Origin of the sequence: Pontibacter russatus, from assembly GCF_009931655.1 — a bacterium.
In the GTDB taxonomy this organism is placed as follows: Bacteria; Bacteroidota; Bacteroidia; order Cytophagales; family Hymenobacteraceae; genus Pontibacter; species Pontibacter russatus.
On record NZ_CP047984.1, the window covers coordinates 4156931 to 4171488 of the forward strand.

14 protein-coding genes and 1 tRNA gene are annotated in these 14558 nt (G+C 51.7%); 7 read left to right on the forward strand and 8 right to left on the reverse strand.

Annotated features, from left to right (window positions below; translation table 11 throughout):
- Positions 1–516: 516 nt before the first annotated feature.
- The 3 genes from GSQ62_RS17240 to GSQ62_RS17250 all read left to right on the forward strand — a co-directional run bounded on the left by GSQ62_RS17240 (position 517) and on the right by GSQ62_RS17250 (position 4713).
- Positions 517–1005: a hypothetical protein gene (locus GSQ62_RS17240; RefSeq protein WP_161890667.1), complete on the forward strand. Its 489-nt coding sequence runs from the start codon at positions 517–519 to the stop codon at positions 1003–1005.
- Between the two features lie 970 nt (positions 1006–1975).
- Positions 1976–4279: a PAS domain-containing protein gene (locus GSQ62_RS17245; RefSeq protein WP_394351334.1), complete on the forward strand. Its 2304-nt coding sequence runs from the start codon at positions 1976–1978 to the stop codon at positions 4277–4279.
- A 17-nt stretch (positions 4280–4296) separates the two neighbouring features.
- Entirely contained in the window at positions 4297–4713 is a 417-nt protein-coding gene (locus GSQ62_RS17250) for a response regulator (protein WP_161890669.1), read from the forward strand.
- A gap of 54 nt (positions 4714–4767) precedes the next feature.
- Here the strand turns inward: GSQ62_RS17250 and GSQ62_RS17255 are convergent.
- From GSQ62_RS17255 to GSQ62_RS20915, 5 genes are all read right to left on the reverse strand, one after another.
- Positions 4768–4851, reverse strand: a tRNA-Leu gene (locus tag GSQ62_RS17255).
- 13 nt (positions 4852–4864) lie between these two features.
- Positions 4865–5398 (reverse strand): iron-sulfur cluster co-chaperone HscB C-terminal domain-containing protein, encoded by a 534-nt coding sequence (locus GSQ62_RS17260; protein WP_161890670.1) that lies wholly within the window; start codon positions 5396–5398, stop codon positions 4865–4867.
- 134 nt (positions 5399–5532) lie between these two features.
- Complete coding sequence (locus GSQ62_RS17265) at positions 5533–5823, reverse strand: putative quinol monooxygenase (RefSeq protein ID WP_161890671.1); 291 nt, start codon at positions 5821–5823, stop codon at positions 5533–5535.
- A gap of 141 nt (positions 5824–5964) precedes the next feature.
- On the reverse strand, positions 5965–6327 hold the full coding sequence (locus GSQ62_RS20910) for an SAM hydroxide adenosyltransferase (RefSeq protein WP_237586745.1): 363 nt from the start codon (positions 6325–6327) through the stop codon (positions 5965–5967).
- Positions 6282–6740, reverse strand: coding sequence for an SAM hydrolase/SAM-dependent halogenase family protein (locus tag GSQ62_RS20915; protein WP_237586753.1), 459 nt, complete (start codon positions 6738–6740; stop codon positions 6282–6284). Before GSQ62_RS20915 ends, GSQ62_RS20910 begins: the two co-directional genes overlap by 46 nt.
- Positions 6741–6840: 100 nt before the next feature.
- Between GSQ62_RS20915 and GSQ62_RS17275 the strand changes: the two genes are divergently transcribed.
- The 4 genes from GSQ62_RS17275 to thiL all read left to right on the forward strand — a co-directional run bounded on the left by GSQ62_RS17275 (position 6841) and on the right by thiL (position 11824).
- Positions 6841–7881 (forward strand): PhoH family protein, encoded by a 1041-nt coding sequence (locus GSQ62_RS17275; protein WP_161890672.1) that lies wholly within the window; start codon positions 6841–6843, stop codon positions 7879–7881.
- 170 nt (positions 7882–8051) lie between these two features.
- Entirely contained in the window at positions 8052–8480 is a 429-nt protein-coding gene (locus GSQ62_RS17280) for a GNAT family N-acetyltransferase (protein WP_161890673.1), read from the forward strand.
- A complete protein-coding gene (locus GSQ62_RS17285) occupies positions 8480–10600 on the forward strand; it encodes a ComEC/Rec2 family competence protein (RefSeq protein ID WP_161890674.1) in 2121 nt (706 codons plus the stop codon). The genes GSQ62_RS17280 and GSQ62_RS17285 overlap by 1 nt, the downstream gene beginning before the upstream one ends.
- Before the next feature lie 171 nt (positions 10601–10771).
- On the forward strand, positions 10772–11824 hold the full coding sequence (thiL, locus tag GSQ62_RS17290; RefSeq protein ID WP_161891497.1) for a thiamine-phosphate kinase: 1053 nt from the start codon (positions 10772–10774) through the stop codon (positions 11822–11824).
- Positions 11825–12088: 264 nt separating this feature from the next.
- On the opposite strand, the gene GSQ62_RS17295 is transcribed toward thiL, so the two are convergent.
- From GSQ62_RS17295 to GSQ62_RS17305, 3 genes are all read right to left on the reverse strand, one after another.
- The gene (locus tag GSQ62_RS17295; protein WP_161890675.1) at positions 12089–12640 is read right to left on the reverse strand and encodes a hypothetical protein; all 552 of its coding nucleotides are present in this window, start codon (positions 12638–12640) and stop codon (positions 12089–12091) included.
- A 293-nt stretch (positions 12641–12933) separates the two neighbouring features.
- A complete protein-coding gene (locus GSQ62_RS17300; protein WP_161890676.1) occupies positions 12934–14178 on the reverse strand; it encodes a hypothetical protein in 1245 nt (414 codons plus the stop codon).
- A 74-nt stretch (positions 14179–14252) separates the two neighbouring features.
- Complete coding sequence (locus GSQ62_RS17305) at positions 14253–14543, reverse strand: hypothetical protein (protein WP_161890677.1); 291 nt, start codon at positions 14541–14543, stop codon at positions 14253–14255.
- Between the last annotated feature and the right edge of the window lie 15 nt (positions 14544–14558).

Genomic DNA, 14558 nt, shown 5'->3' on the forward strand with positions numbered 1-14558 from the left:
ATTATATACCGCACTTTCTACACCGCTGGAATGGAGAAAGGCAATGGCACAGGCTATAACTTCGTTTGTAGTCTAAGGAATATATAGCTGTGGAAGAAAAAGAAAAAATGGTTTATAAGTAAAAGGACATAGGCACCAAGACCCAAGGCATTTTGTGTTATACTTATCTTGCTTTCAATAACTTGAGGTGTGTAATTCTTTACTGGATAGTGCAATTTATCCGGGCACCTATATGCTAACTATGATGTCCACGTCTGAATTGGCCTGGGATTCCTCTTCATCCCTTTTTACAAAGCGATTGGGGCATAATAAAAAAAACAGCAACATCTATGGCTTAAATTGAGCCAAACAACGTATCAGGCTTCGGGCTGCCGGAGCGCTCTTACAAGCTTAAAGTTATATAATCATATGTAACTATATAAACAAAAAACCGTATTGAGTCATGCTATGGTTTAGCAGCCATTCTACCTAATTTTATAACCCTTACCCGATTATCTTTAAACTAATTATTTATCCATGAAAAAGTTTTTATTGTTTCCCCTGTTCCTGTGTCTGTTCCTGACTTCCTGTAAAGACGAAGAGATACCAGAGCCTGAGCAAAAGCCCGGTTTCGTTGACGCTGATATAAAGAAGCAAGTAAAATATTCGTCAGGCTTCATCGGTGAAAAGGCCGCGACAGCCATCATCCATATATGGGACGCTGACAGTGCAGATTTCGATGTGGAGGCCTCTGGTTCTGACCTGCGTATAGGTTATGCTTACGACAAGGTGTCAGGAGAATATAAAACGTCGAAATACGGATCCATCGGCAGCCGCATGAGTGAGCCCGTGGTGCCCGGCAAGTATTTTATATATGTCGTTTTGATGAAATCATCCGACAGCGGCAGCATGGCTTATTCCTACACTTACTTCGACGTGGCGGAAGGGAAGGAACTGGAACTTAAAAAGACCTTTAGCCACGATGTTCCCTCAGAAGCCTACGAGCCGTGGGAGAAGAATAAATAAGGCTATATATAGCCTTATGTCGGCCAGGGCAATACATAAAAGCATCTGCCCTTCGCCGCACTGACGAGCTATAGAATAAACCAACCAATGCAGCCAGCCACAGCGATGTGGCTGGCTGCATTGGTTAGAAGGAGCTTACCTATTGCCTTAGCCAGACGGCAAAGCCAGCTGTCTGTAAAGGTATCCGAAGAGTGGAACGAGCTGAGCCGGAAACAAAACGCTGAAATATAATGAGCTGAGATTCAATAAAAAGTACTTTCTGAATTACATGGTACCATAGGAATTAAATTTGAATTAGTGATATAAACTTCTAAAATCTGTTCCTTAAGCCATCCCCGGAAAACAAAAAAGGATCGTAAATTCCCATCTGCGAGCCTTTTTATATTTTATGTACCTTGGGTCGAACTTATTAAGGTTTTTAATAAATTTTTGCGCTTCAAAGCATGTGTTAGCTGTCTCTAAGAGCACTTGTTTACACGTTTTAATTAATGTAAACAATGTTCATCTGATATTTTGCCACCTAATCTGCCACCACGTATTCTTGACAGAGCGTATTTCGTTTCCAGGGAAGCAATAAAGTTGATCTTCATGGTTCATAGCAAAAGCCCTATTTTGCATAACATATGTTATAGCGCTTATAGAGCTGATCTAAGTGAATCTTTAAGGAACAACAATCCCAGAAGCGAGAGTTTAGCAACAACAGCTGTATGGCTTATCCTGTATAGCTTCAAAACCTGCTGGTAGTTCTTTGTTGCTTCATTTAGGCTATACACAGGTTTTTCAAACTATATCTCAGCTAACTTGCATACCCATTGACAGTACTATAAACAGTTTCATCATACGCCTTTTAATACCTGCCATCAGTTAAAACCTATTCTGCTGAGAGTAGTGTAGAGGTAGTTTATTAGGTATTTTAACCAACCCATATATTTTTTAAGCTACCTTTGATTACCCTCTAAGGCTTTAAACAATGCACCCGGAACTACCACTTGATTTTGAGCTAATATTTAACAGAATACCTGGTAGCTTCCTGGTCCTGCAGCCAAACGCACCTCACTACACGATACTAGCCATCAGTGATGAACTCTTAGAGAACACCCGGAGGCAAAGAGAGGATGTGGTGGGCAGAGGCGTGTTTGAGGTATTCCCTGAAAACCCGGATGCTATCACCGCCACCGGCCCCTCCAGCTTAAGAGCTTCGCTTCAGAACGCAACGGAGAATAGGGTGCCGGACCAGATGCCCGTGGTGCGTTATGATGTGCCGGTTGCTTCCGGAGGGTTTGAGGTGCGGTATTGGTCAGCCAACAGCCGGCCTATAACAGACAAAAATGGCAGCCTGCTTTACATTCTGCATACTACCCAGGACATCACTGATAAAGTAATAGAAGAGAGAAGGGAGACTGAACTTAGAACAATCGAGAGGAAGTACAGCCTTTTCCTGCAGGCTCCTCTGGCAGTCTGTATCCTGACAGGGCCAGAGAACATGATTGAGTTGAGCAATGATGACATGCTCCGGTTCTATAACAAAACGAAAGACATCATCGGGCAGCCCCTTTTTGAAGCCATACCGGAAGCAAAAGAACAGGGCTTTGCCGAAATGCTGGATCTGGTGCGCAAAACCGGCCAGACGTATACTGTTTCCGAGCATCCCACAAAACGAATGGTCGAGGGAAAAGAGTCGGTATACTACTATAACATCGTTTGCCAACCTTACTACGAGAACCCTTATGACAGCGAGCCATCCGGTGTATTTAGCGTAGCGCATGACGTGACCGAGCTGGTTGTGGCAAAAAAACGCGTGGAGGAAAGCGAGGCCCGGCTGCAGGCCATCATAGAAGCTACGCCAGAGTGTATCAAAATTGTGTCACCCGAAGGCAAGCTCCAGTACATGAATCCCTCCGGACTCACCATGATAGAGGGTGATGAGCAATTGCTGGGCAAGGCCAGCGTGCTGGACGTAATTGCCCCGGAACACAGAACCACTTGGAAAAAGAATCATCGAAGTGTGTGCGAGGGCCATAGCCTGAGTTGGGAGTTTGATATCATTGGCCTCAAAGGCACGCGCCGCAGGATGGAAACCCATGCGGTTCCACTTCCTGGCGCAACAGGCAGATCGCATCTGGCCGTAACCCGGGACATTACCAGGCGCAGGGAATCCGAGTCAGCCCTTCGGGAAAGTGAGGAGCAGTTCCGGGTTTTTGCCAACAACATTGAAAACCTGGCCTGGATGGCAGACCCTGAAGGCAGTATCTTCTGGTATAATGAGCGTTGGTACGATTATACCGGCACTACGCAGGATGAAATGATAGGATGGGGCTGGGAGAAAGTGCATCACCCGGACCACGTTAAAAGCGTAGTAGCGTTTGTGCAGCAAGCCTGGCAGGCTGGGGAGACCTGGGAACTGACTTTCCCGCTTCGGGGAGCCAATGGAGAGTACCAGTGGTTCCTGACGAGGGCTTACGCGGTAAAAGATGAACAGGGCATGGTCTTGCGTTGGATCGGAACCAATACCAATATCAACAACCAAAAGAAGGCGGAGGCTTCGCTTGAAGCCAAGAATATGGAGCTCATCCGGATCAATAACGATTTGGACAACTTCATATATACGGCTTCCCATGACCTGAAAGCACCTATTTCCAATATTGAGGGCCTGATTGGGCTCCTGACGGCAGAGCTCGCAGGGTTAGAATGCCAGCAATCTGATGTCAAGGATATCATCAGAATGATGGAGAGCTCTGCGGAGCGTTTTAAGCGTACCATCACCAGCCTGACTGACCTGGTGAAGCTACAGCAGGAAAATGCCAGTCCGGCTACCACAATTAACCTGCGTGAGCTAATAGAAGAAGTACTGCTGGATCTGCAGCCCCACCTAAAGGCTTCCGCTGCTATATTGGAAATAGAGGTAGACGATTGCATGCTTATCTATTTTTCAGAGAAAAACCTGCGAAGTGTGGTGCTGAATCTTATCTCCAATGCCGTGAAGTATGCTTCACAGGAGCGGGTTCCGTTTATAAAAGTAAGTTGCCATGATCACCCGGACTACCATGTGCTCACTGTCACAGACAACGGCTTAGGTATTTCGCCCAATAACCTGGAGCACTTGTTTACTATGTTCAAGCGCTTCCATGATCATGTGGAAGGTACAGGCATAGGTCTTTACATGGTGAAGAAAATGGTGGAAGGGTCCGGGGGCTACATTTCCGTATCCAGTGAGGAAGGGCGTGGCACTGAATTCAGGGTCTTTATCAGGAAAACACACTTTAATTTAAATTAACGATAACCCCATTCAAATTGAAAAGACTCGCTAATATTCTCCTGATAGATGACGATCCGGTTGCCAACTTCGTGAACAAAAAGCTGATGGAGAAAATGGCTGTCGTTGATAAAGTCCTGATGGCCAACAACGGGAAAGTGGCGATTCAACTTTTGGAGGAGCAATCAGACACCGGACTACGCTTGGATTTCATCCTTTTGGATATCAATATGCCGGTGATGAACGGAATTGAGTTTATGAAGGCATATCATGAACTTGAACTGAAGCAAAAAGATTCTATTACGGTCATTATTCTGACAACGTCAAACCACCCTCGTGATCTGGAAAGTTTTGCTCAGTTGCCTGTTGCCGGCTTTCTGAACAAGCCCTTAACAATACCAAATATAACAGCCTTGCTGGAGGAGCATTTCACTGTTCCCTGTGCTGTCCCCTGAAAATAAAAAATCCTTGTAAGTTGTTAGCTTACAAGGATTTGTATAATGAATTTGTACCTTGGGCCGGAGTCGAACCGGCACGAGTGTAACCTCATTGGTGTTTGAGACCAACGCGTCTACCAATTCCGCCACCAAGGCAAGTGTTCCTCTGTCAGGAACGGGATGCAAACTTAGATAATGTTTCCTGAATTCGCAACAGGTATTTTTTCTTCAGGTAGTAGGTTTTCACCTGCTGCAGGGCCTCTTCTTTGGTAATGCCGTGCAGCTCGGGGTAGCGCTGCAGCGTGGGCAGAATGTCGTTGTCGAGCTGCGATGTCAGGCCGCTGCTCCGCTCGCCCAACGCATGAAACCTGTCGGCGTCGAATTCGAACTCCAGCTCCATCAGCTTCTCGTTCAGGTCCATCATGTCCATCAGGAAGTCGGAGGGGAGCTCGTTGTTCTTGCCTTCCTCCAGCAGCCCGTGCTGTTTCAGGATGTACTGCATGCGCAGGTCCGGGTCGGAGAGGGTGCGGTAGGCGTTGGTGTTCTGTGTGGAGAGTTGCAGCACCTCCTGCTGTTTCTCCTGAGGCTCGTTGGCGTGAAAGTCGGGGTGATACTCCCGGCTGCGTTTGTAGAAGGTGTTTTTCAGCGCCTTCTCGTCCAGCAGAAAGCTTTCCGGTAAATCGTAAATCTTGAAGTAATTCATTTATCAACTATCATTTAGCATTTATCAGGAACTGCTATATAAGCAGTTCCTGCATAGCAAAGGTACAGCAAAAGGGATTGAAATGTTCAAGACACCGGCGTAAACCCTTTGCTCTCACTGGTAATTGATAAATGTTAAATGCTTACTGCTATATAGGACCAGGCCTGGGGCTTGTCCGCAAAGTGGGCATTGGTGGCGGGCCACACCTGCCCGAACAGCGCCGAGCCGCGATAGGCATTCAGGTGCTCCTCCGACTCCCATAAGCTGTAGGTGCTATATATGTTGGGGTGGTGCAAGTCCTGCAACAGCTCCACATGCTGGCAACCATCAAACGCACGAATATGTGGTCTGGACCTCCGGAAAATCTCCAGAAATTCCCCCGTCTTCTCTAGCCGGAACGTCATCCGGACAATGCGAATAAGCATAATTTTGAATGAGTGGTTGAGTGAATGAGCGAATTTTAATTTTCGGATAACTGAATGAGCCATATAGGATCGGAACAACAACGGTTGGCAAATCATATATGGCCCATTCACTCAACCACTCATTCGCTCATTCAAAATGAACTAGCTTCCCGGGTAAAAGCGCACGTCTACATGCGAGTCGAAGCCGAGACCGAGGAGCTCGGCGGCGTGGCCCTTGTTGATGCCGATGCAAAGCTGTCCCTGGCTGTTGTAGATGCAGCAGCAGTCGCCGTCGTCCACCTGGGTATAGTTTGGGAAAATGCGGCCCACCGTCTCGCGCCCGAAGTGGACGGTGAAGGTGCGGCCGTGCGCGATGGTGTCGATGCTGTCGTGGGTGATGTTGGTGATCAGGTTGCCGAAACGGTCCACATGAATCACATGGCCCGTGATGGAGTGGTCGTTCAGGCGCAACTGGCGGTTCAGCAGCTGCCGGAAATTCTGGGTACGCTCGCCCAGCACCTCCATGTCGCCCCCCCGGCCAGGTACACCGCCGCCTGCGCCAGCAGGTCCTTCGCCGGGAAGGGCATCAGCGGCCTGTCCGTCTTCAACTCCACCACCAACTCCGGCTGCCCCTCGGTCAGGAGCGAGAGCAGGCCGTTGTCGGCCAGCAGAAAGTAGTGCCCCCGGTACAGGGCCGCCAGAAACCGGCCCTGCTTGCTGCCGTGCGTGTCCACGGCCACCAGGTGTACCGTGCCTTTGGGGAACTCGCCATATACTGCGCCCAGCACGTACTCGGCGTGCGCGATGTTGTAAGGCTCGATGGCGTGCGACACATCCACGATAGTGGCCTGCGCGTCCTGCGACAGGATTCGGGCCTTGACGGCAGCCACATAATGGTCGGTATACCCAAAGTCTGATGTAAACGTAATAAGAGCCATAACACGAACTAAAAACAGAGTGAGTTTGTATTAAATGTAATCATAATTTGCTTAATTTATAAAAGCATTACCCATATACTATATATAGAGGAGCAATAATTTGGTAGAGAAAGTAATAACCTTGGAGAACATCTCTCTGATTGATTTTCTGGGGACAGAGAATCAGAACATCAAACAACTGGCCGCCGCTTTCCCAAGCAGCAAGATCATCTCCAGGGGCAACGAGATCAAGATTCAGGGCCAGACGCCCGAAATCACCAAGATCCACGAAATACTCGGCTCCCTGATTGACCATTACCACAAGTTCGGAAAGATTACGCACAGCAGCGTAAATAGATACCTGTCGGCCGACTCTTTTACGGACGAGGAAGTGATTGTGACGTCCCCGGATGTGATTGTCTACGGCAGCAAGGGCGGCGTGATCAAAGCCAAAACCCCGAACCAGCAGAAGTTGGTGGACGCGGTGGAGAAAAACGACCTGGTGTTTGCGCTGGGGCCCGCCGGTACCGGTAAAACCTACGTTTCGGTGGCGATGGCGGTGCGCGCCCTCAAAAACAAGGAGGTGAAGAAGATCATCATCTCCCGGCCCGTGGTGGAGGCAGGCGAGAGCCTCGGTTTCCTGCCCGGCGACATGAAGGAGAAAGTGGACCCTTACCTGCGCCCGATCTACGACGCACTCGAGGACATGATTCCGGTGGAGAAGCTGAAATATTACCAGGAGAACAAGATTATCGAGATAGCGCCACTGGCCTATATGCGCGGCCGCACGCTGAACAACGCGTTTGTGCTGCTGGACGAGGCGCAGAACACCACGCCGGCCCAGATGAAGATGTTCCTGACGCGCATGGGCCCCAACGCCAAAGTGATGGTGAACGGTGACTGGTCGCAGGTGGATTTGCCGCGCAACCAGCGCTCCGGCCTGATGGAGGTGCTGAACATCCTGCGCGGTGTCAAGGGCATTGGGTTTGTGGAGATGAGCGCCGAGGACGTGGTGCGCCACCGCCTGGTGCGCGACATCGTGAACGCCTACACCAAACTGGAGGAAGAGCGCCGCGCCGCCCGCGAGGAGACCAAGGCCCTGGAAAATGGCGATGGCAGACCCACGTACGACAGGCGCAACAGCACAAGGCTGGTGGAGTAGTCAGCAGAGATCACGAAGGAGAGGCGCAATATTTTGCGCCTCTTTTTTGCGTCAATACGGAGTCGTGGGTATATATGGCAAGGGCGCTCGCGCCATAGAGTAGGGGATACGGGTATAAGCAGAAGCGCCGGGGCATATATAAACTACATCAGAAAAGGTCTTACAGAAACATGATTGAGCTGAAGCGGGTAAAAGAGGGGCAGGATTTGAAGGCGGCCTTCCGGATACGCGAACAGGTGTTTGTGGAGGAGCAGCTGGTGCCGCGCGAGGCGGAGTACGACCAGTATGAAAGTACAGCCCGTCACTACTTGGCTATATATAACGGCGTGCCCTGCGGCGCGGCGCGCTGGCGCGTCACCGACAAAGGCGTAAAGCTGGAGCGGTTTGCCGTGCTGCCCGCATACCGCAACAAAAAGGTGGGGGCGGAGGTGCTGGCCGCGGTGCTTCAGGATGTGCAGCGGGAGCGCCCGGACGATTTGATTTACCTGCACGCCCAGTTGCCCGCCGTCAATTTCTACAAGCGCCACGGCTTCGCAACCGAGGGCGGCCTATTCAGCGAGTGCGACATCCAGCATTATAAAATGATATACAGGGGCTGATGCTGCAGTGGGCGCCATATCCGTTTATCCGAATCGCGCTTAGCCTGATAACGGGCATTCTGCTGTATTTTATCCTGGGCAAAGACTTCCATTACAGCACGGAGGTCTTTGCTTTTTTAGTGCTGTTCTATATAGCTGCCGTAGTTTTCGCCCGCAAGGTGAAGACGGCCACCGCCACGGATGCCGCCGGTTTGCTCGGGCTGCTCTGCTTTCTGGGCTTGGGCTACCTGGCCACGCAGTGGCACACTGCCCCCAACAACCCGAAACACCTGCTGCATCTCTCCGAACCTCCGGCTTACTATATGGGGGTGGTGGAGGATTATATCCTCCAGAAGCCCGGCTACCAGAGCACCGTGCTGCAGGTGCAGCAGGTGCGGGTGAACGGCCAGTGGCAGCAGGCGGAAGGGGAGGTGCAGATATCCGTGCCGCACGACTCCGACAAGCCATATGAGCTGAACTACGGCGATGTGCTGTTGGTGAAAGGCGCGCCGCAGCGGGTAGAGGCCCCAGTAAATCCCAACCAGTTCGATTACCGGCAATACCTCGCCAACAAGGGCATCTACTTCCGTCATTACCTACAGCCATTTCAGTTTCAAAAAATAGCGACGGCACCGCCAAACCCGCTGTTGGCCGCCAGCATCCATCTCCGGCGCAACCTCGACCAGCTGCTGCGGGAGCGGGTGGGAGGCAAAAACGAGTACGCCATTTCCTCGGCCCTTATTCTGGGCGTGAAAGACGAGCTCGACAACGCCATCCGGAATGCCTATATCAACACCGGCACCATGCACGTGCTGGCGGTGTCGGGGCTGCACGTGGGCCTTCTATATGTGGTGCTGCTGTGGTTCCTGAATTTGTTTGGACCCATGAGGCGGCAACGGGTGCTGCAGGCGGTGCTGGTGCTGGCTTTTCTGTGGACCTACGCTTTCCTGACGGGGCTGTCGCCGTCGGTGCTGCGGGCGGTGGTGATGTTCAGCATGGTAGCCACTGCCGCAGCCATCCAACGGCAGACGAACATCTACAACACCATTGCCATTGCCGCCACCGTACTGCTGGTCTGCAACCCCTACACCCTGAAAGACGTTGGCTTCCAGCTGTCGTTCCTGGCGGTGCTCGGCATCGTGTACCTGCAGCCGAGGTTATATAGGCTGCTGGAAATTGATAACTGGCTGCTGGACAAGGTCTGGATTTACTTCACCGTGTCGGTGGCGGCGCAACTGGCCACGCTCCCTATCGGGCTGTTCTACTTTCACCAGTTCCCGGTCTATTTCTGGTTCGCCAACCTGGTGGTGGTGCCCATTGCCACGGGCGCGTTATATACCGGGCTGGCGGCCATCGCGCTGAGCTGGGTGCCGGGGCTGGGCTGGCTGCTGTTCAAGGGCCACATCCTGATTATATCGGGCATGAATGCCTTCAACCTGTGGGTGCAGGACCTGCCCTTTGCGCTGATAAACGGCATCGACATTACGCTGCTGCAAACGTGGCTGCTCTATATATGCTTCTTCCTCCTGCTTCTGTTTTTGGCGCTCCGGAAGCTGCGCTACTTTGCCCTGGCCACTGCCGTCGTGAGCGTGCTCTCGGTGCAGGCTATATGGGAGACGCTGCAACAGCAGGAACAGCAACTGCTCACCATATATAGCCTGCGCGGCGCGACGGGTGTGGCGCTGGTGCAGGGGCAGCAGGCCACCGTGCTGGCAGACTCGGTTCTGCGACAGGACGAGAGTGATTATACCTACAACGTGCAGCCGCACCTCTGGCAACTGGGCGTGCAGCAACCGCAGTTCGCCGCCATCACCGCTGATTCGGCAGTTCTGCCTATGGCTGCCTATACCATATTGCCGGACAGCAACAGCCTGCTGGTATGGCGGGGGCAGCGCATGCTCCTGGTGTCGCACCCTCCCAAGCTGCAGGCCAAAACGCCGCTGCCAGTGGATTACCTGCTGCTGCGCCACAACGTCCGCCTCTGGCCGGATGATTTGAAAGCTTACGCCGCCGAAAAGGTGATTTTAGACGCCTCCAACAGCCGCTGGTACCGCCAGCGCCTGCGCCAGCAACTCGACACGCTCGGCATTTCTTATTATGATGTGGCAGACTCGGGTGCGTTTGTGGTGAAGATGAAGTGAGAGGTTTGTATATAGATCGGGTTTATATAGCATCTGCCTTGCTCGGTTCCGCCCGATTAATCCAACCACCCCTGCCCCTCCTTGTCCAAGGAGGGGCAGGGGTGGTTGGACCCGGTGCAGCTATCAAACCTTCCCAAGCTGACCCTAAAGACTTCTTCCTTCAATTTCCGTATCTTTGCACATCAAAAAAGAGAACATAATGAGCGACTATACCCCCTGAGTGAGTTGGGCGAGTTTGGCCTGATAAAGCGGATAAGCCAGAAGATTGTATTGCGGAACACCTCCACCATCAAAGGCATCGGCGACGACGCGGCGGTGCTGGAGCCGCAGGAGAAGCAGATTGTCGTGTCTACGGACATGCTGCTGGAGGGCGTGCACTTTGACCTCACCTTCTGCCCGCTGAAGCACCTGGGCTATAAGGCGGTGGCTGTGAACGTGTCGGATATAGCGGCTATGAACGCGAAGCCGACGCAGATAACCGTGAACGTTGCCCTGGGCGCGCGCTATACCGTCGAAGCCGTGGAAGAGCTGTATGAAGGCATCCGGCTGGCCTGCGAGAGCTACAACGTGGACCTGGTGGGCGGTGATACTACTTCTTCGAGGGCAGGTTTGGTTATCAGCGTGACGGCTATCGGGGAGGTGGCCAAAGGAGAGGCGGTGCTGCGAAGCGGGGCGAAGGTGAATGACCTCGTTTGCGTGACCGGCGACCTGGGCGCTGCCTACCTCGGTTTGCAGGTGCTGGAGCGGGAGAAGCAGGCGTTTCTGGCGAACCCCGAGATGCAGCCTGAACTGGAGGAAAAGCAGTACATCGTAGGTAGACAGCTGCGCCCGGAGGCACGCATGGACGTGGTATATGAGCTAAAGGAACTGGGCATCAAACCCACCGCCATGATTGACATTTCGGATGGGCTGGCCTCGGAACTGCTGCACATCTGCAGCCAGTCGGGGGTGGGCGCCACCATCTACAAAGACAACCTGCCTGCCGATGCGCAGATGCTGGAGACAGCCGTAGAGTTTAACCTCGACCCAATTACGTGTATCATGAATGGCGGCGAAGATTATGAGCTGCTTTTCACCATCCCGCTCACCGACTACGACAAAGTGAAGAACCACCCCGACATCACTGTCATCGGCAAGATAACGGAAGCCAGCGAAGGCGTGAACCTGGCCAACAAGCACGGCCAGTCGTTCCCGCTCAACGCGCAGGGCTGGAAGCATTTTTAAAGAAAGGAGTGATCTATATATAACTTGGAAGCTGTTTTAGAACTTATTAAACTTGCTTTTTCATAACAGGCATAGAGATAAAAGAGGCCGTTTCCTTACTGCTAGAGGCAGTTTAAGTAACGTTTTAATTTTATATTTCCCTGCTTGTATAGGGTTTAAAACAGCTTCTGATGGAATATAACGAAAAATCTGCTCAGTTGTGACTTATGGGGCTGGGCAGTTTATATATAAAATTACGCTTCCCTGCAGCTTTGGCTATATAGGCTAGGTCGGCCACTCCCTGGGCAGTTTGGCTTTTTGCGCCTGTATGGGAGCCACCTTGTGGTGAAGCGTCTGCAGGATGTAGTTCACATCGGCCTCATACTCGATATATAAATCTTCGTGCAGCTTGCCCAGTTTCTGCAGCACAAACAGGGTGCGCTTTACCAGGTAGTCCTGCAGCGTGTCGGCACGGTAGAGGTGGGCCACAATAAAGGCAAGGTGCTCTTCGAGGTAGCGGCGCAGCAGGAGCAGGGTCAGCTGAATCTCGCCCTCTTTGTCTTTGGTGTATTTCACGTGCCGGGTGATGTCGCCGTTGAGCGCGCGCATGTCCATCATCAGGTAGCCCGGCGAGTAGGGCTCGTATTTCACCTGCTTCCCGACGGCGGCGGCCACGGCCTCTCGCCGCTCCTGCAGGGTGTCGCCCTGCTCCACCAACTCAAACTGCAGGCGCTGGCACAGGTCCGGGTCTTTCTTGAGCAGGCGGAACAGCAGCTTGTCTTTCTCTGCAGAGGGCAGATGGGAAATGGCTTCCTTGAACTCAGAAGTTAGTTGCATAAGGCATTCCAGTTGGCTTTACTGCATCTACGGGTTTGCAAAGGAAAGCTTTGTATGGAAGTGAAATTGATTTGAAAACCAGACCTCGCGGTGTACGAAGGTCCCGCGAGCGTTTGAACCAAGAGCCCAGACGCTCGCAGAAGCTGCGCATGCTGCGAGGTCTTTGCCATTTCTCCATATATAGATAGAGGCATTGCGAAGCGGGGCTTGCTGTTTCTCCTCCAGTCAACCAAATAGCATGGATAAGATTACTTTTTTATGGTCATTACCCTATATGGCTTCTCTGCCTTAGATTATCTAAACCCAAAAAGCAACGGAAACAAGAAGAGGACAACCACGGCCCACAGGCCGTAAAAGGGCAGGAAAAGTGCTATTGTTTTCCCGACTTCGGCCAGGTCTGACTTCCGGGTGAGCGACCTGAAAAGCTGTACGGTGATGAAAAGCAAATTTAGCAGGATCAGCAAATTACTGCCCAGCACAGCCAGCCTGTTGGGCGTAACGCCCCATTCCACGATCCGGAACAGAATGGCCGACAGCGCAATCCCATTAACCACTACCGTTACCGCTGATAACAGGAAGAGCACCCAGGTGGCCGTTATATTCCCGGTTGTTTTGGAGCTTTCTGCCACCGAAAAGAAAATGATGGCCATCACTCCGATCAGCAGCAGGTTGAAGATGATCAGGAACTCCCGGTCGTTGTATGGGTCTTTACCGGAATAGATGATGGCAAGCAGGTAGATGACGAGCATGAGCAACACCAGCGGGCTGAAGATGCGGGCTATCACCGGCGAGACTTTGTTTACCAACTGTGGGTTGGCCTGGGTGAGGTAGGTGCCGACGATGGGTGCCGCGGCCAGCCCGAAAATACCGACATACTGAAAGTACAGCTCCTCGATCTGAAACCCGATCAGCGAGAAGAGCCCGATCGTGAGCCCCGTCATGATTGCCCCGGAAATCAGGATAAGCGTTGTCATGACCACCAGCTCGCCGTTGTACCTTAAATAATCGAGCCGCCTGTTATAATCATTCAGGTTGTTACCCGAAAACGCAGTGCCTAAAAGTACCCACAGCAGCAAGGGCAAATGGATGCAGGCCAGTATCAGCGTGTCGCTGGTGGTGGATATGGGCAGGGCGTTTACATAGAGGAGCGAGACCAGCATCACACCGAAGACGACAGCAATCCGTTTGAGCTGCAAGTTGTTTTTCCAGGCGAAGTAGGCCGTCAGGAGCGGCAGAAAGATGAAGCCAATGTTTCTGGGGTAAAAAAAATCTTCGTCAATCTGGAAGACCGCCGGTATTTTCGCAATAAAACCGGCGAATAGCGCAGCGATTGCGACATATAACAGCTCCCGGCCGGTGCCCCAGTTAATGTCTTCGCTTTCATAATGCAGCCTCTCGTTCCAGCAATCGGCGAGCAAGTTGCCCCTCAGCTCGGGGTAAAGCGCGCTGAACTCCCGCTTGAAGGGCGCCTTGTTGTTCCGGTATAATTTTTCGAGGTAACCGGGGTCGTTCAGATGGGAAAGTATTTCATTTTTCATGGCTTGCTTGTTTCGCCTGTGGGAAATTCAGTTCTGATTTTGCTCAACATGGGTTATATATACTCACCTGGATCTTACAGCTTGTCAATCATATCCCCCAGGTCACTCACGCCCAACGTGAACATGATAATGACTATGCCCAGCAAGAGTTTTACCACAAGCGGAATCGGGAAACCTGCCTTTTTTCTGAAAATGGCATTCGCCGGAGGAAGATAAACCAGGGAAAGCAGCAGGTAAACGATACCGGGAACAGGATGCACCAGGAGAATATTCAGGACACCGATTGTCAACACAACCAGGCCGAAAGCCCAGCCGCTGATGCTCCAAACAGTTGGCTTGTTGTGCGTCAACATTTTATTTTCCATGCCTATATAAATTAT